This is a genomic window from Lonsdalea iberica (assembly GCF_002111585.1).
Taxonomy (GTDB): domain Bacteria; phylum Pseudomonadota; class Gammaproteobacteria; order Enterobacterales; family Enterobacteriaceae; genus Lonsdalea; species Lonsdalea iberica.
On sequence record NZ_LUTP01000017.1, the window covers coordinates 54,189 to 77,436 of the forward strand.

Annotated in this window: 16 protein-coding genes; 12 read left to right on the top strand and 4 right to left on the bottom strand. The window is 56.4% G+C overall.

Annotated elements, in window-relative coordinates:
• Positions 1–14: 14 nt before the first annotated feature.
• Entirely contained in the window at positions 15–479 is a 465-nt protein-coding gene (locus tag AU511_RS08765) for a methylglyoxal synthase (RefSeq protein ID WP_094101747.1), read from the top strand.
• A 96-nt stretch (positions 480–575) separates the two neighbouring features.
• Here AU511_RS08765 and helD read toward each other — a convergent pair whose 3' ends face one another.
• Positions 576–2,633 (bottom strand): DNA helicase IV, encoded by a 2,058-nt coding sequence (helD, locus tag AU511_RS08770; RefSeq protein WP_094109412.1) that lies wholly within the window; start codon positions 2,631–2,633, stop codon positions 576–578.
• A gap of 166 nt (positions 2,634–2,799) precedes the next feature.
• On the opposite strand from helD, the gene AU511_RS08775 reads away from it, so the two are divergent.
• Together AU511_RS08775 and yccS are read left to right on the top strand one after the other, a co-directional pair.
• Positions 2,800–3,246, top strand: a complete 447-nt coding sequence (locus AU511_RS08775; protein WP_094109413.1) for a YccF domain-containing protein — start codon at positions 2,800–2,802, stop codon at positions 3,244–3,246.
• A 15-nt stretch (positions 3,247–3,261) separates the two neighbouring features.
• Positions 3,262–5,418: a YccS family putative transporter gene (gene yccS, locus AU511_RS08780; RefSeq protein WP_100059656.1), complete on the top strand. Its 2,157-nt coding sequence runs from the start codon at positions 3,262–3,264 to the stop codon at positions 5,416–5,418.
• Positions 5,419–5,522: 104 nt separating this feature from the next.
• On the opposite strand, the gene AU511_RS08785 is transcribed toward yccS, so the two are convergent.
• Positions 5,523–6,149 carry a TfoX/Sxy family DNA transformation protein gene (locus tag AU511_RS08785; protein WP_094109414.1) on the bottom strand — a complete coding sequence of 209 codons (627 nt, stop codon included), beginning with the start codon at positions 6,147–6,149 and terminating at the stop codon, positions 5,523–5,525.
• Between the two features lie 216 nt (positions 6,150–6,365).
• Here AU511_RS08785 and sulA point away from each other — a divergent pair, with 216 nt between their 5' ends.
• The gene (sulA, locus tag AU511_RS08790) at positions 6,366–6,863 is read left to right on the top strand and encodes an SOS-induced cell division inhibitor SulA (RefSeq protein ID WP_094101751.1); all 498 of its coding nucleotides are present in this window, start codon (positions 6,366–6,368) and stop codon (positions 6,861–6,863) included.
• 357 nt (positions 6,864–7,220) lie between these two features.
• Positions 7,221–8,273: a porin OmpA gene (gene ompA, locus AU511_RS08795; protein WP_094101752.1), complete on the top strand. Its 1,053-nt coding sequence runs from the start codon at positions 7,221–7,223 to the stop codon at positions 8,271–8,273.
• A 612-nt stretch (positions 8,274–8,885) separates the two neighbouring features.
• Here the strand turns inward: ompA and AU511_RS08800 are convergent.
• Positions 8,886–9,851 (bottom strand): aldo/keto reductase, encoded by a 966-nt coding sequence (locus AU511_RS08800; protein WP_094109415.1) that lies wholly within the window; start codon positions 9,849–9,851, stop codon positions 8,886–8,888.
• 254 nt (positions 9,852–10,105) lie between these two features.
• On the opposite strand from AU511_RS08800, the gene AU511_RS08805 reads away from it, so the two are divergent.
• From AU511_RS08805 to yegS, 7 genes are all read left to right on the top strand, one after another.
• The gene (locus AU511_RS08805; RefSeq protein ID WP_094101754.1) at positions 10,106–11,290 is read left to right on the top strand and encodes a NupC/NupG family nucleoside CNT transporter; all 1,185 of its coding nucleotides are present in this window, start codon (positions 10,106–10,108) and stop codon (positions 11,288–11,290) included.
• A 211-nt stretch (positions 11,291–11,501) separates the two neighbouring features.
• Complete coding sequence (locus AU511_RS08810) at positions 11,502–12,728, top strand: MdtA/MuxA family multidrug efflux RND transporter periplasmic adaptor subunit (RefSeq protein WP_094109416.1); 1,227 nt, start codon at positions 11,502–11,504, stop codon at positions 12,726–12,728.
• A complete protein-coding gene (locus AU511_RS08815; protein ID WP_094109417.1) occupies positions 12,728–15,850 on the top strand; it encodes an MdtB/MuxB family multidrug efflux RND transporter permease subunit in 3,123 nt (1,040 codons plus the stop codon). Before AU511_RS08810 ends, AU511_RS08815 begins: the two co-directional genes overlap by 1 nt.
• Complete coding sequence (gene mdtC, locus AU511_RS08820; RefSeq protein ID WP_094109418.1) at positions 15,850–18,930, top strand: multidrug efflux RND transporter permease subunit MdtC; 3,081 nt, start codon at positions 15,850–15,852, stop codon at positions 18,928–18,930. Before AU511_RS08815 ends, mdtC begins: the two co-directional genes overlap by 1 nt.
• A gap of 513 nt (positions 18,931–19,443) precedes the next feature.
• Positions 19,444–19,599, top strand: a complete 156-nt coding sequence (locus tag AU511_RS17425) for a hypothetical protein (RefSeq protein ID WP_167372011.1) — start codon at positions 19,444–19,446, stop codon at positions 19,597–19,599.
• Positions 19,600–20,096: 497 nt separating this feature from the next.
• On the top strand, positions 20,097–21,458 hold the full coding sequence (trhP, locus tag AU511_RS08830) for a prephenate-dependent tRNA uridine(34) hydroxylase TrhP (protein WP_094101757.1): 1,362 nt from the start codon (positions 20,097–20,099) through the stop codon (positions 21,456–21,458).
• Between the two features lie 318 nt (positions 21,459–21,776).
• Positions 21,777–22,679 (top strand): lipid kinase YegS, encoded by a 903-nt coding sequence (gene yegS / locus AU511_RS08835; protein ID WP_094109419.1) that lies wholly within the window; start codon positions 21,777–21,779, stop codon positions 22,677–22,679.
• Positions 22,680–22,700: 21 nt separating this feature from the next.
• Here yegS and psiE read toward each other — a convergent pair whose 3' ends face one another.
• Complete coding sequence (psiE, locus tag AU511_RS08840) at positions 22,701–23,108, bottom strand: phosphate-starvation-inducible protein PsiE (RefSeq protein ID WP_026740059.1); 408 nt, start codon at positions 23,106–23,108, stop codon at positions 22,701–22,703.
• Positions 23,109–23,248: the final 140 nt, after the last annotated feature.

Genomic DNA, 23,248 nt, shown 5'->3' on the forward strand with positions numbered 1-23,248 from the left:
CTAAGGAAGTCATGATGGAGCTTAAGCTCACTACCCGTAAAATCGAAGCGCGCAAGCACATCGCACTGGTCGCCCACGATCACTGCAAAGAATCGCTGCTGGAATGGATCACCGCCAATAAGCCGAAGTTCGTCGGACACCATCTCTATGCAACGGGAACGACCGGAAACCTGATTGAGCTCCACACCGGCCTGCCGGTCAAAAGCATGATGAGTGGACCGATGGGTGGCGATCAGCAGGTCGGCGCGCTGATCGCGGAAAGTAAAATCGACATGATGATATTTTTTTGGGATCCGCTGAATGCCGTACCGCACGACCCAGATGTGAAGGCGCTGCTGCGTCTGGCCACCGTCTGGAATATCCCCGTGGCCACCAACCGTTCCACGGCGGATTTTCTGGTGAACTCAAATCTGTTCACTCAGCCCGTCGATATTGCCATTCCCGACTACCAGCGCTACCTGCAGGCCCGCCTGAGATAAGCGTTAGAACGAAGGAAGGCGGCCGCTGCTGACCTTCCTTCTCAGACGCGATTCAACCACTCATCGAACGCGACTTCTCTTGCAATCCACAGGATTTTAACTCGGCTTGCGCTGCTTAGGCACGCCCAGACGATGTAGCTGTTCGACGAAGACCGACGGTTCATCTTTACGGAACAGCAGCCAGACCTGATGTTTAGCCCTCGTCAACGCCACGTAAAGCAGTCGACGCTCCTCGGCGTCAGGAAAATCTTCAGGTTTCGGCAACAGCACGTCTTCCAGCATCGACTCTCGTCCCGGCGCGGGGAAACCGTCCTTGCCATCTTGCAACCCGGCGATGATCACAAAGTCGGCCTGCTGCCCTTTACTGGCGTGAATGGTCATAAAATCGATATTCAGCTTGGGCCAGCGGGTAGGAGCTTTTTGCAGCGCTTCGGGTCTCAAGTGGTGATAACGCGCAAGCACTAAAATGCGCTCTTCGGGCTTCACATAACCACTCATTTTATCCAGCAGCCCTTCCAACTGCTCGTCAGGCAGCAGTACCACCGACTTCTTGCTCCCATCGCGCAGACTGTTAAGCGCCTTTTTTAACTGGCTGGGATTCTGCTGAACGAATTGACTGGCGATTTCGCCAATACGCCGGTTGAAACGGTAGGTCGTATCCAAGACGCACTGCGCCCCAACGCCGAAATGGCGCTCAAACGCGGTCGTCAGCGCCAGTTCGGCGCCGCTGAAACGATAGATGGCCTGCCAGTCGTCCCCTACCGCGAATAGACTGGTTTCACGGTTTTGCCGTCGCAGCGCAGACAACAGCATCGCTCGCTGGGGCGAGATATCCTGAAACTCATCGACCAGAATGTGTTTCCAGGGACTGATAAAACGCCCTTTATCCAGCAGGTTCACGGCCTGATGGATCAACCCCGGGAAGTCGACCGCCCCTTCCTCTTTCAACGCTTTTTTCCAGGCTTTCAACAGCGGAGCCATTAGCCTGATACGCTGTTGGAATACCGCTCGCCGATCCTCATCCGCCAGTTCCACCATTTCGCTCTGCGTACCGCCATGAGACCGCATCAGCCCAAGCCAACGTTCAAGGCGACCCGACAGGCGGGAGGACAGCTTTTTATCTCGCCAGAAGTCGCCTTCGGGCACGTCCCACGCCAGTTCATCGGTCAACCACTGCCGCCATCCTTTAGCCTGTGCTTTCTTATCGTTGCACTGCTGCTGCCACTCTTTGATCAGGAAGTGGCGGCGATGCTCGGCGTCGGTCTCCAATTTACTGATGGTGGGAACGCTGCGGCTGCAGCTTTGAATAATGTGCAGCGCCAGCGCATGGAAGGTTTTGGCTTTGATATCGCCCGTGCTGAGGCTCGTCTGAATGCGCTCGTTCATCTCCTCTGCCGCCTGCCGACCGAAGGCCAGCAGCAGAATCTGATCCGGCGTCGCCTCGCCGCGATAGAGCAACCATGCGGCCCGCGCCACCAGCACCGACGTTTTGCCGCTGCCCGCGCCAGCGAGGACCAATACGGCGTCTTCGCCATTGATTACGGCCTGACATTGGGAGGGATTCAGCGGAGAACTTTCCACGTTGGCGAAAAAAGGCTGCTGCGCCTCCAATGTCTGCGTCGTCCAGTGCTGGTTCGCCTTTTCACGCTGCGGTTCTCCCGCCTCCAACCACTGCTGGCAACGTAAATAGTGATCTCGGCAGCTGTCGAATTCACAAAGCCTCTCCAGCGGCAACGGTAACGCGGAAAAGGCATCGCGGATATCTTGCTGCAACTGCGCCAGCTCTTTACGCCCGAACCAGCGGTCGCGTGTTTCCAGACGGTGGATGGCGTCAATTTGGCGTTTAAGCACCTCGGCGCTGACCTGGCTCATTTCTTCGCTCCATCCCTGCCAGGCTTTCATGACATAGTGAAAGAACTGCTGCGTTTCCTGCCATTCGGTGCCGTGGAGGCGTACCACTTTTTGTGCCGGCAATTCGAACTCCAGCTCGCCCCAAATCAGCCCTTTTTTACAGCGGATCGCCATCAGTTGATTGAACGGGATAAGGTATTCATGTTTGTCGCCGCTGACTTTGACGCCGGCATTCAGCAATCTCACCCGGTTGTAAGGGTGCTGCGCCAAATGCTTGCCCATCGAGGTTGATTTAAGTTCCATTATCTCCGCGCCGTACCTTGTGAGATCTTGTTGTTTAGCCGCTAGTTTAACCGCTATTTCACCGCACGCTCTAGCCATAAAAACGCGTTAGGATATCGTTGCCAATAATGTGATAATTCTTTCTCCATCATAGCCTTTGATTCAAAACACAGGTCCTGGAGTAACTATGCGCACCGTGCTCAATATTCTGAATTTTGTCCTGGGCGGTTTTTTCACCACGCTAGCCTGGCTCGCGGCAACCTGCATTAGCATCGTCTTGATTTTCACACTCCCTCTGACTCGCTCCTGTTGGGAAATCACCAAACTGTCGCTGCTGCCCTACGGTAACGAAGCCGTACACGTCGACGAGTTGCGTCCCTCAGAAAAAAACCCTTTACTTAATGCGGGTGGCACGCTGTTGAATGTCTTTTGGGTGATCTTTTTCGGTTGGTGGCTTTGCCTTTCACACATCGCCTGCGGGATTGCACAGTGCCTGACCGTCATCGGTATTCCGGTCGGCATCGCCAACTTCAAAATTGCCGCCATCGCACTCTGGCCAGTCGGCCGCCGCGTGGTCTCCGTGGAAGAAGCCCGAGCGGCGCGGGAAGCGAATGCCCGACGCCGTTTCCAATAATCAGGCGGAAGTATTGTGATCGACACCTTTACAGCCTCTTTGCGCCGGTACCTCTATAACAGTAACTGGCTCTATAACATCCGTATTTTTCTGGCACTGGCTGGCGCCGCCGCCGTTCCTTGGTGGCTGGATATTCCGACCACCACGATCCCACTCACGCTCGGCGTGGTCGCCGCGGCGCTGGCGGATCTTGACGATCGCCTGACCGGCCGCCTGATGAATCTTCTCATCACGCTGGGCTGTTTTTTGATTGCCTCCGTCTCCATCGAGCTGTTGTTCCCCTACCCGTGGCTGTTTGGCCTTGGACTCGCGCTTTCCACCTGCGGATTTATTCTGCTGGGCGCGCTCGGGCAGCGCTATGCCACAATTGCATTCGGCGCGTTGCTGATCGCCATTTACACCATGCTCGGGATTTCGCTTTATGACAATTGGTATCAGCAGCCCGCCTTGCTGTTGGTCGGCGCGCTCTGGTACAACCTACTCACCCTGTGCGGGCATATCCTCTTTCCCATCCGTCCTCTGCAAGATAGCCTGGCTCGCTGCTATCACCAGCTTGCACACTACCTTGATGCCAAATCCAATCTGTTTGATCCCGACATCGAAGAAGACAATCAACCGCTGATCGATGTGGCGATGGCTAACAGCCAACTGGTCGAGACGCTCAATCAGGCTAAGTCTTCGCTGCTGACTCGTCTGCGGGGAGATCGCGGTCAACGCAGCACGCGCAGAACGCTGCACTACTATTTCGTCGCGCAGGATATTCACGAGCGCGCCAGCTCCTCTCATGTGCAATATGCACAGCTGCGCGAAACGCTGCGCTACAGCGATGCGCTGTTTCGTTTCCAGCGACTGCTGTCAATGCAATCTCGCGCCTGTGAACAGCTGGCCCAGTCCATCTTGCTGCACCAAAAGTATCAGCACGATCCGCGTATTGAGAAAGCCTTCACACATCTGGAGTTGACCCTTGAAAAGCTGGCGACGCAAGGCACAGCCGCCGCGCAGCTAAAGGCCATGCGTCACCTGATCAACAACCTGCGCGCCATCGACGCCCAGCTAGCCACCATTGAATCAGAGCAGTCCGTGGAACAGGAAGGTCAAAAGGAAAACCGGCTGCTAGCGGATGATAAAATTACCGGCTGGGGCGATATCTGCCTGCGTATTAGCCGGCATCTGACGCCGAAGTCGGCGCTGTTTCGCCACGCGGTGCGTATGTCCGTGCTGCTGTGCGGCGGTTACGCGCTTATTCAGGTCACTCATCTGCAGCACGGCTATTGGATTTTGCTCACCAGCCTGTTTGTCTGCCAGCCGAACTATAACGCCACTCGTCATCGCCTTACGCTGCGCGTCATCGGCACGCTGGCCGGGGTGCTATTCGGGCTGCCTATCCTCTATTTCGTACCGTCGATAGAAGGACAAATGACGCTGATCGTCATCAGCGGCGTGCTGTTTTTCGCCTTCCGTACCGTGCAGTATGCCCATGCGACCCTATTCATCACCCTGCTGGTGCTGTTGTGCTTCAACCTGCTGGGCGAAGGGTACGAAGTAACGGTGCCAAGGGTGCTTGATACGCTGATCGGCTGCGGCATTGCCTGGGCGGCAGTCAGCTTTATTTGGCCCGACTGGCGTTTTCGCTCTCTGCCGGCGGTCATCAATAAAACGCTGTTTGCCAACTGCCGCTATCTGGATGCGATCATGGAACAGTACCACCAGGGGAAAAATAACAGCCTGGCGTACCGTATCGCCCGCCGCGATGCGCACAATAGCGATGCCGAACTGGCGTCAGTGGTCTCCAATATGTCCGCCGAGCCCCATGCCACCAGAGAGATGCGCGAGCATGCTTTCCGGCTGATGTGTCTGAACCACACGTTGCTGAGCTATATCTCCACGCTGGGCGCCCACCGGGAGAAACTCACGTCGCCGGGAACGCTGCAGCTGCTGGATGACGCGGTTTGCTACGTGGACGACGCCTTGCACCACGAAGGCAACGATCGGGAACAACTCAGCGAACGGCTGGAGTCGCTGGAAGAGCGCATCCGCGCCGCCAATCCAGAGTCTGAAACCAAAGATCAGCTGGTCTTGCAGCAGATTGGCCTGATGAGCGAGCTACTGCCGGAGTTAGAAGCCTTGAAGGCCCAGATGGCGGAAACGCCGGCCGGACCTGCGCCGGCTTAATCGCGTCGGTTTTGGCGATTCCATCCTCATTGCTATTCAGCGAAAACCCGTGCGCGCCGCAGCATCCCTGCGCGCACGGGACCTCAGGCTGAATCATCAACCCATCAGTGTCTAGGCCGTTTCCCCTGGCTTGCGAGGTGGTATTTAAACCACTGCGTCAACTCCTGGCGAACATGCTCCGGCAACGCCGCCTGATGCACGCCACGGATGGCGCCTGCCAGCGCCAGCAACACGCTTAGGTTGAGGTCGTGCCTGACAACGCTTAAGCGAAGAAAGCTCTGAATCTCCCCCAATTCGCGCAACTGTTCAATGTTGCGTATCCCCGCTTTCCACAACTGCCGCTCTGTGTAATGGTTAAGATTAGGAAGATCTTTCAGCCTGATACTTCGCGTCCTGATGGCCTTATCTTGTCGGGCCCCCTCCAGCGACATCGATGCCAGTTGCAGGAGCTCCGGCTCGTTGTTCCACAACGTGTTGTCCACCTCGTAATAGTTCAGCGGGACGGGAACACCGCGGTTGGTGTAAACCATGCTCGCCATCTCCCGGGCACGAAAATGCACTTCATTTTGTCGCGACGCCCGCAGATAGAGTTCACCATTGGACACCAGCGCGAAGATAATCTTGTCTGCTGCGATGCTGTAGCCGCCAAATTGAGACCGGGAACTAATGGTTCCCAAAGGGGAAAAAACGTACTTCGACTGCCGAATCCTTTTTTCACATAACTGCTTCATAACATTGTCCTTATCATGTTCACCCTAATTGCTCAGTCGCAATATACGTAACGGGAACAAGTAATTAAGCATACGAAAACGGTTGCCTCAAACACAAAATGGCGTTACTAGACATTCCCTGTGAATTATGCGAGGCGCTTTCAAATTCCGATTGATCTTTATTTATACACGCATTACTGTATGCGCATACAGTAACCCTGCCGGTGGAATTCACTTATGCGCACACAACTCGTTAATGCTCGCCGCTTTTCTCAGTCTTCTTTACGTACGCAGGATGCGCCCGCGGCCGTCCCTCACAGCGGCGGCATCATCAGTGAAATTGTCTACAGTGACGATCAGCCTATTTTGGCGCCCTTGCTGCTGCCGCTGTTGCAGCAATTAGGGATGCAGTCTCGCTGGCTGTTGTGGCTGGCGCCTCAGCAAAAACTCAGCCGCACCTGGCTGCAGCAAGCGGGCTTGCCGCTCGACAAAATGATCGAACTCCATCATATCGACCCGGCAGGGACGTTAGAGGCTATGGAAAAAGCTTTGAGAACAGGGAACTACAGCGCGGTGTTGTGCTGGTTGCCCACGGAGCTGCAAAACGAAGAAAAAATGCGCCTGCGCGAGGCGGCGGAAAGCGGAAATACCTATGGATTTATCATGCGGCCAGAGCGAAAAGTCATCAACAGACCATTTTCTACGTTAAAAATTCACTCCAGATTGTATCATTAAGTAAATTAAGAGTATTCCTACGGGGGAAAGCCGCCAAGTTTAAAATCCCCCGCAGGCATTGAGTTCTTCACTCCCTCCCCCTCATCACCTCTCATAAATATTCTGTCCAATCTGACAATTTAATCTATTATTTGTTAGTAAGTATGTGTGAAACGCTAGGTTTTTGTCTGAGGCTTCTAACATCATACTTGTAACTTTTGCATCACGTTGTAGACTTTACCCGCAGGAGTTGCTCTTCATATAACATCAGCTGACTGGTGAGGATAATTAAGAGCAATGTCTCCTTCAAAAGATTTTAACCAAAGGTTTATTTTCTCGAAGAGTTAATTACCTGTTTGGATGATAATGAGGCGTAAAATGAAAAAAACAGCTATCGCAGTTGCAGTGGCACTGGCTGGCTTGGCTTCCGTAGCTCAAGCAGCACCTAACGACAATACCTGGTACGCAGGCGCTAAACTGGGCTGGTCTCAGTTCCATGACACAGGCCTGTACGGCAACGGTTACCAAACCACTAACTCCCCGCACGAAAACCAGCTGGGCGCAGGCGCCTTTGGTGGTTACCAGGCTAACCAATACCTGGGCTTCGAACTGGGTTACGACTGGCTGGGCCGCATGAAGTACACCGGTGAAAACCGTGGTAACTTCAAAGCACAAGGCGTTCAGCTGGCTGCTAAACTGAGCTACCCGATCGTTGACGATCTGGACGTTTACACTCGTCTGGGTGGTTTCTTCTGGCGTGCAGACAGCCACGATGACGTGACTGGCCGTGGCGGCAACGACACCGGTATTTCTCCGATGGCTGCAGTAGGTCTGGAATACGCAGTAACCAAAAACTGGGCTACTCGTCTGGACTACCAGTGGGTTAACAACATCGGCGACGCAGGCACCGTTGGTGGTCGTCCTGATAACGGCATGCTGAGCGTTGGCGTTTCTTACCGTTTCGGTCAGGAAACTCCGGCTCCGGTCGTAGCACCGACTCCGGCTCCGGCTCCGGTTGTTCAGACCAAACGCTTCACGCTGAAATCTGACGTACTGTTCACTTTCAACAAAGCAGAACTGCGTCCTGAAGGCCAGAGCTCTCTGGACCAGCTGTACACTCAGCTGAGCACCATGGATCCTAAAGACGGTTCCGTCGTCGTTCTGGGCTTCACTGACCGTCTGGGTTCAGAACAGTACAACGAACGCCTGTCCACTCGCCGTGCTCAGAGCGTCGTTGACTATCTGGTTGCCAAAGGCATCCCGGCTGACAAAATCTCTGCCCGTGGTCTTGGCGAATCTAACCCGGTTACCGGTTCTACCTGTGACAGCGTGAAAGGCCGTAAAGCCCTGATCGACTGCCTGGCCCCGGATCGCCGTGTAGAAATCGAAGTGAAAGGCATCAAAGACGTTGTGACTCAGCCGCAGGCTTAATCGCAATCGCCTTTCTTGGAAGATAATGACGTAGTCACTCACTGCGTCATATTCCAAGCATGATTAATGGCCCCTGATTTACAGGGGCCATTTTTTATTTTACATGTCGATACAGGCTGACTCACCGACTCTGTAAATCGCCTCGTCTCCTGCTCTTTTTATTTGCCTTCCCACGCCAGACCATTTCTCCCTGCCGAAAAATAATCGTGTGATTTTTATTAATCGAGCGACGTTAAAATAAAACACGTCATTTATTTTCGTCTCCGCTTTCATTCCCTGATGGCTCTTTCCTTTTCCTGCTAATTTTTAACTTAGCGAAAGATTAGGCATGCTTTCATCGTGACAATAAATAATACGAAAGCTAAATAAACGAATAAAAAAGAGGAGATAAAGAAGTGCAAAAAATAAGAATGGGGTCTAAGACAAGACCGTGGTACTGATCATCAAGGAGCGGGACGTCAGAAAATAAGTGAGCAGGAATAATAACATAGGTTATTTCGGTTGTTTTCTTCCTCTTTTACGCGATCGAAGACGCCAGATGAAAGTGCGTCGCCGCCATGGGAGGGGTACGCGCGCCCTGAAAAACAAGTACGCGCGCTAATGTTTACCTCATCAATATTGGCTTGCGCTATTCAGCGCAGCAATGTCCTCTGCTGTCAGAGACAATCGGGTCGAGGCAGCCAGGTCGGCGACCTGTTGAACCGACGTGGCGCTGGCAATGGGCGAAGTCACGCTCGGACGCGCGATCAACCAGGCCAGCGCAACCTGGCTGGACGATACGTTATGCGCTTTTGCGACCTGATCCAGAGCCTCAACAATCTTGATACCCCGGTCATTGAGATAACGATCCACGACGCCTTTGCCGCGCAAGCTCTTGGAGGCATCTTCCGGGTGGCGATATTTACCGGACAAAAATCCGCTAGCCAGCGAGTAATAACTGATCACACCCAGTCCATGCTCTTTGGCGACCGCTTCCAGACCCGACTCATAATGCTGCCTGTCATACAGGTTGTATTCAGGCTGTAACGTTTCATAACGCGCCAGCTGATGGTCTTTGCTAATCTGTAGCGCCTGAGCCAATCGGTCGGCCTCATAATTCGAGGCGCCGATAGCGCGAACTTTACCCTCGCGAATGAGCGCATCAAACGTCGACAGTGTCTCTTCCAGCGGCGTCGATTTATCGTCGGTATGGGCCTGATAGAGATCGATATAATCTGTTTTCAAACGACGCAGAGAATCTTCTACCGCATGGCGGATATAAGCGGGAGCCAGCCCCTTGGCGCCATTTCCCATCTCCATACCGACTTTGGTCGCGATAATGACCTTCTCGCGTTGACCGCTTTTCTTCAGCCAGTTGCCGATAATCGTTTCAGATTCACCGCCTTGATTCCCGTCGGCCCAGACGGAGTACACATCCGCCGTATCGATGAAATTGAGTCCCTGATCCACCAATGCGTCCAACAGACTAAACGAGGCCGGCTCATCGATAGTCCAACCGAAAACGTTCCCGCCAAACGTGATCAGAGGAACGTGGATCCCAGAACGTCCAAGCTCTCGGGAAGGGGTTGAAGCAGTCATAGGCAATCTCCTTTTTACTTAAACTCGCCTTAAGGTAGCCGCGGAAAAAGCGGCCGCATTCGTACAAGACTTAGTCAACGAAGCGCTGGTCCCCGACACCGCAGCGCCGAATAAAAGTTAATGCTATGAGACCAACGCTTTAGTTTAGGTTATTTTCCAATATATAATTCGCGCCCAGCGTCCCTACTCTCACTGTTGACGCCGACGTTACCAACCTAACGTGAAATTTGGCCTGTATCATATCTGGAGCAAACATGTCCCATCTCGTGCAATTCGTCCTGGCGCTAATCGTTATCGCCGGCCTATCGCTTTTGATCTGCCGCGATCGAAAAAGCATCCGTATCCGCTACATCATTCAGCTCTTAGTCCTCGAAATCGTACTGGCCTATTTCTTCCTTTACTCTTCCGTCGGGTTAGGTTTCGTCACCGGATTCGCGGGGATGTTCGGCAAGTTGCTCGGTTTTGCCGCTGAAGGCACCAACTTCGTCTTTGGCAACATGAATGCTCAAGGTCTGGCCTTTTTCTTCCTCAAGGTACTCTGCCCCATCGTCTTCATCTCTGCGTTGATCGGTATCCTGCAATACATCAAAGTTCTGCCTTTTATCATCCGCGTAATCGGTACCGTCGTGTCAAAAGTGAACGGTATGGGCAAACTGGAATCCTTCAACGCAGTGAGTTCGCTGATTTTGGGACAATCGGAAAACTTCATCGCCTATAAAGATATTCTGGGCAAGATGTCGGAAAAACGGATGTACACGATGGCGGCGACTGCGATGTCCACCGTATCCATGTCTATCGTCGGCGCTTACATGACCATGCTGGACGCCAAATATGTGGTAGCCGCGCTGGTGCTCAACATGTTCAGTACATTCATCGTGCTGTCTTTAATCAACCCATACAGCGTCAACGATGAGCCAGAGCTGCAGCTCAGCAACATGCACGAGAATCAGAGCTTCTTCGAAATGCTGGGGGATTACATCCTCACCGGCTTCAAAGTCGCCGTCATTGTCTCCGCCATGTTAATTGGCTTTATCGCGCTGATCGCCGCCGTTAACGCCCTGTTCAGTGCGATCTTCGGCCTTAGCTTCCAGGAAATTATGGGCTACTTCTTCTACCCCTTTGCCTGGATCATGGGTATTCCGGCGAATGAAGCCCTCCAGGTCGGCGGCATTATGGCGACCAAGCTGGTGTCTAACGAATTCGTCGCCATGATGGAATTGCAGAAAGTTTCCGCCCAGCTGTCTCCGCGTAGCGTCGGGATTCTGTCTGTGTTCCTGGTCTCCTTCGCCAACTTCTCTTCCATCGGCATTGTGGCAGGCGCGATCAAGGGCCTGAACGAACAACAGGGCAACGCGGTATCCCGCTTCGGTCTGAAATTGGTTTACGGCTCCACGCTCGTGAGTATGCTGTCTGCGGCCATCGCCGGACTGGTACTTTAATCGCTTCCAGCTGAACGCCTGACTTCACTCAACCCGGTCAACAAACGCTGACCGGGTATTTTTTTATCCGCACGAAGATCTCTTCCCTATTGTCTTCATTTATGTTTCTTATTTACTCTCTATAGTTATACGCACTTCACCCGATAGCATAAGCACTAAACCCTTTGCTAACTCCCCCAATTTGGGGCATTGGAGATCTCGTTTCATTACTATGAATACCAAACGTCTCTTTCGCTGGCTGTCATTGATCGCCGTTGTCGCCATCGCCATCATTGCGTGGCGATATTTCCACCCCACTACCCCGCCCGCGGGTTCAACGGCGAAGAGTGCATCCAGCGGCGGTAAAGGAGAAGGTCGTCGATCCATGACCACGCCGCCCGTGCAGGTGGCTCGCTCGTTTACCTCTTCGGTCCCTTACTACCTGACCGGGCTTGGCACCGTCACATCGGCGAATACCGTCACCGTACGTAGCCGGGTCAGCGGACAATTGATGGCGCTGCATTTCGAAGAAGGCCAGCAGGTCGCCGCCGGCGCGCTACTCGCGGAAATCGACCCGCGGCCGTTCGACGTTGAGGTGACGCAGGCGAAAGGACAGCTAGCCAAAGACAAAGCGCTGCTCGCCAACGCGCGTCAGGATCTGGCGCGTTATCAGGGACTGGTAAAAACCAATCTGGTATCCCGTCAGGAGCTGGATACTCAGACCTCGTTGGTCAAACAGTACGAAGCCACCGTGCAGTCCGATCAGGGCGCACTGGACAGCGCCCAGCTACAGCTGGACTACAGCAAGATTACCGCGCCCGCCAGCGGACGCGTCGGGCTACGTCAGGTGGATATCGGCAACTACATCACCAGTACGGATAACTTGCTGGTGCTGACGCAAACGCATCCTATCGACGCCGTTTTCTCGCTGCCGGAAGACAGCATCGCCACGATTCTTAAAGCTAAGAAGTCCGGTCAGCCTGTCGTCGTCGAAGCCTGGGACCGCGCCAATCAGCAGATGCTATCGCAGGGCCAGTTGCTCAGTATGGATAACCAGATCGACGCCACTACCGGTACTATCAAACTGAAAGCGCGTTTCGAAAACAGCGACGACCTCCTGTTTCCCAATCAGTTTGTGAATATCCGGATGAAGGTGGATACCTTGCTGAACGCGGTCATCGCGCCCGCCGCCGCCGTGCAAATGGGCAACGAAGGTCACTTCGTCTGGCTGTTGAATGACAAAAAACAGGCGAGTAAGCATCTGATTTCCATCGGTATCCAGTATGGACAGAACGTCGTCGTCAACAGCGGTCTAAACGCGGGCGAACAGGTGGTGACGGACGGTATAGACCGTTTGACGGAAGGCATGCAGGTGGACGTCATTCCGTCCTCCACGACTGAGCGTACTTCAGCGACCGCCGTAGACGATCGTCAGGCCAAAAAAGCGGAGACGCCCTGATGCAGGACAGCACGCCGAATCAGGGCGGCGGCCCGTCCAGACTCTTCATTCTGCGTCCGGTCGCCACCACGCTGTTGATGGTGGCGATTCTGCTGGCCGGGATCATCGGCTATCGCGCCCTGCCCGTCTCCGCGCTACCGGAAGTCGACTACCCGACGATCCAAGTGGTCACGCTGTATCCCGGCGCCAGCCCGGACGTCATGACGTCTGCGGTGACCGCGCCGCTGGAACGGCAGTTCGGCGGCATCTCCGGGCTAAAGCAGATGTCGAGCCAAAGCGCCGGCGGCGCCTCGGTCATCACGCTGCAGTTCCAGCTCAATCTGGCGCTCGACGTCGCGGAGCAGGATGTTCAGGCCGCCATCAACGCCGCCACCAATTTGCTGCCCAGCGATCTGCCGAATCCGCCGGTTTACAGTAAGGTCAACCCGGCCGATCCGCCGATTATGACGCTGGCGGTAACCTCCACCGCCATGCCGATGACGCAGGTGCAGGATCTGGTGGAAACCCGCATCGCCCAGAAAATCTCTCAGGTCTCCGGCGTCGGGCTGGTATCGCTCGCGGGCGGGCAACGCCCCTCGGTTCGGGTACGCCTAAATCCCACCGCGCTGGCGGCCTATGGCCTGAGCAGCGAAACCGTGCGCACCGCCATCACCGCCGCTAACGTCAACGCGCCGAAAGGGAGCTTCGACGGCCCAGCCCGCTCGGTAACGCTCTCCGCCAACGACCAGATGCGTTCTATCGAAGACTATCGCCAGCTCATCATCAGCTGGAGCAACAGCGCGCCGGTCAGGCTGCGCGACGTCGCCACGGTAGAACAGGCGCCGGAAAACACCTATCTTTCCGCGTGGGCGAACCGCCAACAGGCCATCATTATCAACGTGCAGCGCCAGCCGGGCGCCAACGTGATTGCGACGGCGGACAACATCCGCAGTCTACTGCCCTCGCTACAGGCCAGCCTGCCCAAGTCAGTCGACATGTCGCTGCTGACGGACCGCACCACCACCATCCGTGCTTCGGTCGATGACGTACAGTTCGAACTGATTCTGGCCATCGCGCTGGTCATCATGGTGATCTACTTGTTCCTGCGCAACGCGGTCGCTACGCTCATCCCCAGCATCGTGGTGCCGCTGTCGCTGATCGGCACCTTCGCAGCCATGTATTTCCTCGGTTTTTCTATCAACAATCTCACGCTAATGGCATTGACGATCGCCACCGGTTTCGTGGTGGACGATGCCATTGTGGTGATCGAGAACATCGCCCGCTATATCGAACGCGGGGAGAAACCGCTGAATGCGGCACTGAAGGGGGCAGGTGAAATCGGTTTCACCATTATCTCGCTGACATTTTCGCTCATCGCCGTGCTGATCCCGCTGCTGTTTATGGGGGACATCATCGGCAGGCTGTTCCGCGAATTTGCGATGACGCTGGCGATCTCCATTTTGATCTCCGCCGTGGTGTCGCTCACCCTGACGCCGATGATGTGCGCCCGCATGCTCAGCCACAAAGGTCTGACGCGACAAAACCGTTTTACGCGCGCCAGCGAACGCTTCTTTGACCGAGTGATCGCCGCCTACGGCCGCGGGCTGACCCGAGTGCTGCAACACCCCTGGCTGACGCTCTGTGTCGCATTAAGCACGCTGGTGCTTACCGTCTTACTGTATCTGGTGATCCCGAAAGGCTTTTTCCCTCAGCAGGATAACGGGATCATTCAAGGCACCGTACACGCCTCCCAGACCGTATCTTTCACCTCGATGGCGCAAAAACAGCAGCAGGTCGCTTCCATCATCATGAAAGACCCGGACGTCCAAAGCGTCTCGTCGCTGATCGGCGTGGATGGCACCAACCCGTCGCTGAACAGCGGACGGCTGCAAATCAACCTCAAACCGCAAGACGAGCGCAGCGACAGCATGACCGACGTCATCACGCGCTTACAGCAGCAGACGGCGCAGCTGCCGGGCGTTACGCTATATCTGCAGCCGGTTCAGGATCTGACTATCGATACCCAGATCAGTAAAACCCAGTACCAGTTGACCGTCCAAACGCTGTCGCTGGATACGCTCAGCGCCTGGGTGCCGAAGCTGGTGGAACAGCTTTCCGCCCTGCCCGAACTGCAGGACGTCAGCAGCGACTGGCAGGACGAAGCCGCCGTCGCTTACGTAAAAGTTGACCGGGACAGCGCCACCCGGCTCGGTATTTCGATGTCGGATATCGATAACGCGCTCTACAACGCTTTCGGACAGCGGCTGATTTCTACCATTTACACACAGTCAAACCAGTACCGCGTTGTATTGGAACAAGACACCCGCCAGCGCGACGGATTATCGGCCCTGGACGATATCCGGCTAATCAACAGCGAGGGCGGCGTCGTCCCGCTGGGCAGTATCGCCACGGTGGAACAGCGGCAGGGACCGCTCGCGATCAACCACGTCGACCGCTTCCCCGCCGCGACGGTCTCCTTTAATCTGGCGCCCGGCTATGCGCTGGGCGATGCGGTCAAAGCCATCGAGAAAGCGCAGCAGAGCATGGAACTGCCGTCGGAAATCACGACGCGTTTCCAGGGCAGTACCCTCGCCTTCCAGTCCGCACTGACCAGCACCGTCTGGCTGGTTGTCGCCGCGGTGGTCGCGATGTATATCGTGCTCGGCGTGTTGTACGAAAGCTTCATTCATCCGGTCACCATCCTCTCCACCCTCCCGACGGCGGGCGTCGGCGCGCTGCTGGCCTTGCTGGTCGCCGGAAGCGATCTGGATATCATCGCTATCATCGGCATCATCCTGCTCATTGGGATCGTGAAGAAGAATGCGATCATGATGATCGACTTCGCGCTGGCCGCTGAACGCCAACAGGGCATGTCGCCGTATGACGCGATTTATCAGGCTTGTCTCCTGCGTTTCCGACCCATCCTGATGACCACGATGGCCGCGCTGCTCAGCGCCCTGCCGCTGATGCTGAGCACCGGCGTCGGCGCCGAACTGCGGCGACCGCTGGGTATCTGTATGGTCGGCGGACTGGTCATGAGCCAGGTGCTGACGCTGTTCACCACGCCGGTGATTTACCTGCTGTTCGACCGCCTATCTCTTCGTCTTCGCCGCAAACCGGCTGAAACGCAGGAAGAAATCTGATGAAGCTGTTTGCGCTGTTCATTCATCGTCCCGTCGCGACCACGCTGCTGGCGTTGGCCATTGCGCTGTGCGGCGTGCTCGGTTTCCGGCTGCTGCCGGTTTCGCCGCTGCCGCAGGTGGACTTCCCGGTGATCTCCGTGTCCGCCTCGCTGTCGGGCGCTTCGCCGGAAACTATGGCATCCTCGGTGGCGACGCCGCTGGAGCGGGCGCTTGGCCGCATCGCGGGCATCACCGAAATGACCTCCATGAGTTCACTCGGCAGCACCCGCATCATTCTGCAATTTGAGCTGGATCGCGATATCAACGGCGCCGCACGCGACGTGCAGGCCGCCATCAACGCGGCCCAGAGTCTGTTGCCCTCCGGCATGGCCAGCCGCCCCACTTACCGCAAGGTGAATCCGTCGGACGCGCCGATCGTGATTATGACGCTGACCTCGGACACCTACTCCCCCAGCCAGCTGTACGACATCGCCACCAATCAGGTCTATCCGCGCATTTCACAGCTGGAGGGCGTGGGCGATGTAACGATCGGCGGCAGTTCGCTCCCGGCGGTGAGGGTATCGCTCAACCCGCTGGCGCTGTTCAATCAGGGCGTATCGCTGGATGAGGTGCGCGAGGCGATCGATAACGCCAACGTGCGCCTGCCCGTCGGCAGCGTGAATGACAAGACGACCCACTGGCAGATTGAAACCAACGACGAGCTGAAGACGGCGAAAGTCTATCGGCCGCTCATCGTTCACTACAATAACGGCGCGCCGGTGCGGCTCAGCGATGTCGCGAAAGTCGAAGACTCCGTGCAGGACACGCTCAACGCGGGGATGACGAACGGCGAACCTGCCGTGCTGGTGATTATCCGCCGCGCGCCCGAAGCCAACATCATCTCCACCGTCGACAGCATCCGCGCGGCGTTGCCCGAACTGAGCGCCACGCTGCCTGCGTCCGTGCATTTAAACGTCGCGCAAGACCGCTCCCCCACGATCCGCGCATCGCTGGCGGAGGTGGAGCGGGCGCTGGTCATCGCCGTCGCGCTGGTAATTCTGGTGGTGTACCTGTTTCTGCGTTCCGGACGCGCCACGCTGATCCCGGCCGCGGCGGTGCCTATCTCATTGATCGGCACATTCGCCGCCATGTATCTGTGCGGTTTCAGCTTGAACAATCTGTCGTTGATGGCGCTGACGATTGCCACCGGCTTCGTGGTGGATGACGCCATCGTGGTGCTGGAAAACACCGCCCGGCACATTGAAGCCGGCATCAAGCCGATGCAGGCGGCCATCCAGGGCGTACGCGAAGTGGGTTTCACCGTCGTCTCCATGAGCGTGTCGCTGATCGCCGTTTTCATTCCCCTGCTGCTGATGGACGGGCTATCGGGGCGACTGTTCCGTGAATTCGCCGTCACTCTGTGCGTGGCGATAATGATTTCGCTGGTGGTCTCGCTCACCCTGACGCCGATGATGTGCGCGCGCCTGCTGCGTCCGCACGCCCCCCGCAGCCAGCCGCGCCGCCGGGGCTTCAATCGGATACTCCTGGCGTTACAGGAACGGTACGCGCTGTCGCTGAACTGGGTGCTGGCGCGTGCGCGCTGGGTGATTCTGGTCTTGTTCGGCACCATTGGCCTCAGTGTCTGGCTCTATGTCGATATGCCGAAGACCCTGTTTCCGGAGCAGGATACCGGCCGGATTATGGGCTTCGTGCAGGGCGACCAGAGCATTTCGTTCCAGGCGATGAAAACCAAGATGCAGACCCTGATGAAAACCGTCAGCAGCGATCCCGCCGTGGATAACGTGACCGGCTTTACCGGCGGTAGTCGTACCAACAGCGGGTCGATGTTCATCAGTCTGAAGCCGCTAGCGGAACGCGGCGCCAGCTCGCAGCAGATTATCGCAAGGCTAAGATCTAAACTGGCACAGGAGCCGGGTGCCAGCCTGTTCCTGATGGCGGTGCAGGATGTGCGCATGGGCGGCCGCGAGGCTAACGCCAGCTATCAGTACACGCTGTTATCGGATGATTTGAGCGCGCTGCGCCAGTGGGAACCGAAGATCCGCGCGGCCCTGGCCGATCTGCCGGAGCTGGCGGACGTCAGTTCCGACCAGCAGGATAAAGGCGCCGAGCTGGCGCTGACCTATGACCGCGATACGCTGGCTCAGCTCGGCATCAGCGTGTCGGATATCAATGCCCTGCTCAACAACGCCTTCGGGCAGCGGCAGATTTCCACCATTTACCAGCCGTTGAACCAGTACAAAGTGGTGATGGTGGTCGATCCGATGTATGCGCAGGATGCCACCGCGCTGAACAAAATGTTCATTATCAACAGCGAAGGCAAAGCAATCCCCCTGTCCTATTTCGCCCGTTGGCTGCCCGCCAACGCGCCGCTGTCGGTCAACCATCAGGGGTTGTCCGCCGCGGCGACGATCTCCTTCAACCTGCCGCCAAACGCCAGCTTGTCCGATGCGACCTTCGCCATTGAACGCGCTATGACCGCGCTGGGCGTGCCTTCCAACGTGCGTGGCCAGTTCGCTGGCACCGCGCTAGCGTTCCAGCAGTCGCAGTCATCGCAGGTGGCGCTGATCATCGCCGCCATCGTCACGGTGTATATCGTGCTGGGGATGCTGTACGAAAGCTACGTACACCCGCTGACCATCATCTCCACCCTGCCGTCGGCAGGGGTGGGCGCGCTGCTGGCGCTGAAGCTGTTTGATAAACCGTTCAGCTTGGTCGCGCTCATCGGCATCATGCTGCTCATCGGCATCGTGAAGAAGAACGCCATTATGATGGTGGACTTCGCGCTGGTGGCGCAGCGCACTCAGAATCTCAGCGCGCGCGAAGCGATATTTCAGGCCTGTCAGCTGCGCTTCCGCCCAATTTTGATGACCACGCTGGCCGCCCTGCTGGGTGCGCTGCCGCTAGTGCTAAGCAGCGGCGACGGCGCGGAGCTGCGCCAGCCGCTGGGGATCACTATCGTCGGCGGGCTGGTCATGAGTCAGTTGTTGACGCTCTATACCACGCCGGTGGTTTATCTGTTCTTTGACCGACTGTCCCAGCGACGTTCACGCCGCCCGATGTCGCTGCCGGAGTCGCCCTGACGGACACGGTCCGACTCGGTGAAAGTAGTCGATAGCCACTTAAGCTGAGGTGGTTAGCCTCAATGCTCTGGTGATCAAACGCTCATGGAATCAGCGATGTCGGTTTTGCGGAAGGTCGATGGGTGAGCGGCGATGTGGCGACGGAAGAGACTCAAAACGACGCGTTTCACCGCCGGGCTACCCGCTCTAGGGGAAACAACGTTCGCGCCCGAAACCGGGCGCGAGTAGCACTACGTTTCCTGGTTCTGCCCATGGGCGTCAAGAACGCTGGGCTTCTGGAAGAGGAAAGCACTGGGGCCGGTGATTTCGCTCTCCGTGGCCGAACCGCATATCGGCGAACAGGGCTTGGGCGTTCAGCACGCCGCAATGCCACAGGATGCGGGTCCGCAACTGCCGAACGTGCGCTACTGACATGAGCTGTAACCGCGTGCGACGCTGACGACACCGGCAAGCAGTCGGTGTCGGTTTCGTGTTTCGCAGACAAGAGGCATTGTTAATAATGTATTCGCCAACATGACTCGTCTCTTCAACAACACCGTTCATTCGCGCACCGGCGACGTCGAGGATTTACATCCCGCCGTGCTGCGCCCTGATATCGCCCGCAGGAACTCGCTGATTGACGATACGATCGGCAATGGCATCGACAAACCCGGCTTCTGCCGCACGTAGCAAGGCTGTACGCAAGCGGTCACGTCGCTGTTCGCCTGGTTGGATACGGTAGACGCGCCTCTGGCCTATCACCGTTATTTGAAGGGCGTCACGATGACGGAAGCCGACTGACGGCCGTTCGTCACGTTTGTGCGTTTCGGCATGGCCTATCACGGCGCCTTCGAATGCAATGTTCTCCGTATCGAGGACTCCCCCCATCCTCGTCACTACCTGCGCGATCTCTATCAGCAGCCCGGTATGCGTGAACGGTCAACATCGACCACATCAAGACCGGCTATCACGGCATTCGCTGGCGCAATCCTACCAGCATCGTGCCGTAGGGACCGGAAATCGATCTCGATCGACCGCACAATCGCCACCCCCTCTGAGGTGGAATAAAATAGGCATACTTTTTGTAAGCCGAATACTGATTTTTCCCCGCATAAGCGCTAGAATCTGCCGCCTTACTGCTCCCGCCCGGGGGCAGCCTGACCTGAGATCAGACTTGAGAGAAACCCATGTTTAAACCGGAACTACTGTCTCCGGCCGGTACGCTGAAAAATATGCGTTACGCCTTCGCTTATGGCGCTGACGCAATTTATGCCGGCCAGCCCCGCTACAGCCTGCGCGTGCGCAATAACGAATTCAACCATCAGACGCTGGCCGAGGCGATCAACGAAGCGCATTCGCTGGGCAAAAAGTTCTACGTCGTCGTTAACATCGCGCCGCATAACGCCAAAATCAAAACCTTCCTGCGTGACCTCCAGCCGGTGATCGACATGCAGCCAGATGCGCTGATCATGTCCGATCCGGGCCTGATCATGCTGGTGCGTGAACACTTCCCGCAGATGCAAATCCATCTGTCGGTGCAGGCGAATGCAGTCAACTGGGCGACGGTAAAATTCTGGCAGCAGATGGGGCTGAGCCGCGTCATTTTGTCCCGCGAATTGTCTCTACAGGAAATCGAAGAGATCCGCGCGCAGGTGCCGGAAATGGAGCTGGAGATTTTCGTTCACGGCGCGCTGTGCATGGCCTATTCCGGGCGCTGCCTGCTCTCCGGCTACATCAACAAACGCGACCCCAATCAGGGCACATGCACCAACGCCTGCCGTTGGGAATACAAAGTGCAGGAAGGTAAAGAAGACGACGTGGGCAACATTGTCCACATGCATGAACCGATTCAGGTCGCCAACGTCGAACCCACGCTGGGCATCGGCGAGCCGACCGACAAGGTCTTTATGCTGGAAGAGAGCCAGCGCCCCGGCGAATACATGAGCGCGTTCGAAGATGAACACGGCACTTATATCATGAACTCCCGCGATCTCCGGGCGATCCAACACGTTGAACGCCTGACGCAAATGCAGGTGCACTCGCTGAAAATCGAAGGCCGTACCAAATCCTTCTACTACTGCGCCCGCACCGCCCAGGTGTACCGTCGCGCCATCGACGACGCCGTGGCGGGAAAACCTTTCGACCCATCGCTGTTGCAGACGCTGGAAGGGCTGGCTCACCGCGGCTATACCGAAGGATTCCTGCGCCGTCACGTTCACGAAGACCACCAGAACTACGAATACGGCTACTCGGTGTCCGACCGCCAGCAGTTTGTCGGCGAGTTTACCGGCGAACGCCGTAACGGTCTGGCGGAAGTCGCGGTGAAAAACAAGTTCTCCTGCGGCGACAGCGTAGAAATGATGACGCCGGGCGGCAACGTGCAGTTCACGATTGAAGGGATGCAGAACGCTAAAGGTCAGGATACCGACGTCGCGCCGGGCAACGGCCATATCGTCTACCTGCCGGTTCCGGAAGACATTTCGCTGGAATATGCGTTGCTGCTGCGCAATCTTCCGGGGACCAACACCCGTAATCCTCACGCCAAATAGTGGTCTGTCAGTCAGAGCAGAACGCTGTTCTGACGTTTTTTAGAAATGGATCACATCAATGGCCAACGCGGTCGGTTATTATTCAACCGCTGAGAAAACACAGAACGAAAAATAAGCGTAGTCACACTACCAGGAACCACCTCTTTCGCCAGCTCAATCTCCCTTGAGCTGGCTTTTTCTTTTCCTGCTCCCCCACCACGTATCCACTGTCCGCGCATCACGCTTTTCTGCTACGCTGACTACACTATTTTCGGGGGCGATCTGCGTGCTTCGCCTCATTTTCGGTTACCTCAAGGTCTTTTCAGGGAGTACGTCTTCATGGCGCAAAAACCACAATCTCTCATCATCTTGAACGGCAAAAGCAGCCAAAACGACGAGCTGCGTCAGGCGGTGAAAACCCTGCGCGAGGAAGGCTATCCTTTGCACGTGCGCGTCACCTGGGAGCACGGCGACGCACTGCGCTATATCCATGAGGCGATAGCGCTGGAAGCGGACAACGTGATCGCCGCAGGCGGCGACGGCACCATCAATGAAGTCGCCGTGGCGCTGGCGCATCAGGAAGCGGAACACCGCCCCTACCTGGGGATAGTGCCACTGGGCACGGCAAACGATCTCGCCACCAGCTGCCGGATTCCGACCGACCTGCATCAGGCGCTGCGGCTGGCGATTGTAGGCCGCGCGACCGCCATCGATCTAGCTCAGGTCAACGACCGGCACTACTTTATCAATATGGCGACGGGGGGGTTCGCTACCCGCATCACCACCGAAACCCCTGCCGCCATGAAATCCGTGCTGGGCGGCGCGGCCTACGTGCTGAACGCACTGCTGCGCATCGACACGTTGAAGGCCGAACGCTGTCAGGTTAAAGGTCCGGATTTTGACTGGGAGGGCGATACGCTGGTCATCGCCATCGGCAATGGTCGTCAGGCGGGAGGCGGACAGCAACTGTGCCCGGATGCGGTACTGAATGACGGGCTGTTGCAGCTGCGAGTGCTGTCAGCGAAAGAGCTGTTGCCGAATATGATGCAGGCGCTGATTTCCGGCGGCGACAATCCCAACATGATCACGACTGCCCTGCCGTGGCTGGAAATTACCGCGCCGAATGAGATGACGTTTAACCTGGATGGCGAGCCGCTGACCGATAAACACTTCCGAATCGAAGTGGTGCCGGCAGCGCTGCGTTGCCGTTTCCCCAGTCCTTGCCCGCTGCTGCGCGAGTAGTCGACCGGGATCGGGACACCGCTATTCGCGTCTTAGGCGCTGACTGTTCGCCAGATACAGGGTCACCACCAAGATCAAAATCGCGCCCGCGTAGATCAAGGTATAGGTGGGATTTTTGTGGTCGACGATAATCAGCCGCACGATGGCGGTGATCCCGATATAGACGAAGTAACGCAGCGGAAAATGATAGCCCGTCTCAAAATACTTCACGATCAGCGCAATAAATTCAAAATACAGAAAATACACGACCAGACTTTCAATCAACAGATAGGTGGAATCCTTCTCACTGCTCACCATCAATGCCTTCGCCAGGTGCAGCGTCTCTTTGCCCAAAAACACCACCAGAATAATAGCGAGAGCCAATAAACCTATGTTGAGTATTGTTTGTAACCCTTTGGCGATCATGATCGAACGCGTTGAACCTGCCATGTACATGACTCCTAACCATCCTTCATTTTTCTGCATCTACGCCGGCGGCGAACTGCTATTGCTATGTGCGACGACCCCGCGGACGTCGTGAATCGGCCGGAAAAACCTGACGCCGGTCACAAAATTACCGGTAGCCCCTG

Coding starts and splice junctions, on each gene's coding strand:
- AU511_RS17425 (WP_167372011.1), top strand. CDS start 19,444: ATGACTCGTCTCTTCAACAACACCGTTCATTCGCGCACCGGCGACGTC.
- ompA (WP_094101752.1), top strand. CDS start 7,221: ATGAAAAAAACAGCTATCGCAGTTGCAGTGGCACTGGCTGGCTTGGCT.
- AU511_RS08775 (WP_094109413.1), top strand. CDS start 2,800: ATGCGCACCGTGCTCAATATTCTGAATTTTGTCCTGGGCGGTTTTTTC.
- AU511_RS08785 (WP_094109414.1), bottom strand. CDS start 6,149: ATGAAGCAGTTATGTGAAAAAAGGATTCGGCAGTCGAAGTACGTTTTT.
- mdtC (WP_094109418.1), top strand. CDS start 15,850: ATGAAGCTGTTTGCGCTGTTCATTCATCGTCCCGTCGCGACCACGCTG.
- AU511_RS08805 (WP_094101754.1), top strand. CDS start 10,106: ATGTCCCATCTCGTGCAATTCGTCCTGGCGCTAATCGTTATCGCCGGC.
- AU511_RS08815 (WP_094109417.1), top strand. CDS start 12,728: ATGCAGGACAGCACGCCGAATCAGGGCGGCGGCCCGTCCAGACTCTTC.
- sulA (WP_094101751.1), top strand. CDS start 6,366: ATGCGCACACAACTCGTTAATGCTCGCCGCTTTTCTCAGTCTTCTTTA.
- yegS (WP_094109419.1), top strand. CDS start 21,777: ATGGCGCAAAAACCACAATCTCTCATCATCTTGAACGGCAAAAGCAGC.
- AU511_RS08800 (WP_094109415.1), bottom strand. CDS start 9,851: ATGACTGCTTCAACCCCTTCCCGAGAGCTTGGACGTTCTGGGATCCAC.
- AU511_RS08765 (WP_094101747.1), top strand. CDS start 15: ATGGAGCTTAAGCTCACTACCCGTAAAATCGAAGCGCGCAAGCACATC.
- psiE (WP_026740059.1), bottom strand. CDS start 23,108: ATGGCAGGTTCAACGCGTTCGATCATGATCGCCAAAGGGTTACAAACA.
- helD (WP_094109412.1), bottom strand. CDS start 2,633: ATGGAACTTAAATCAACCTCGATGGGCAAGCATTTGGCGCAGCACCCT.
- trhP (WP_094101757.1), top strand. CDS start 20,097: ATGTTTAAACCGGAACTACTGTCTCCGGCCGGTACGCTGAAAAATATG.
- AU511_RS08810 (WP_094109416.1), top strand. CDS start 11,502: ATGAATACCAAACGTCTCTTTCGCTGGCTGTCATTGATCGCCGTTGTC.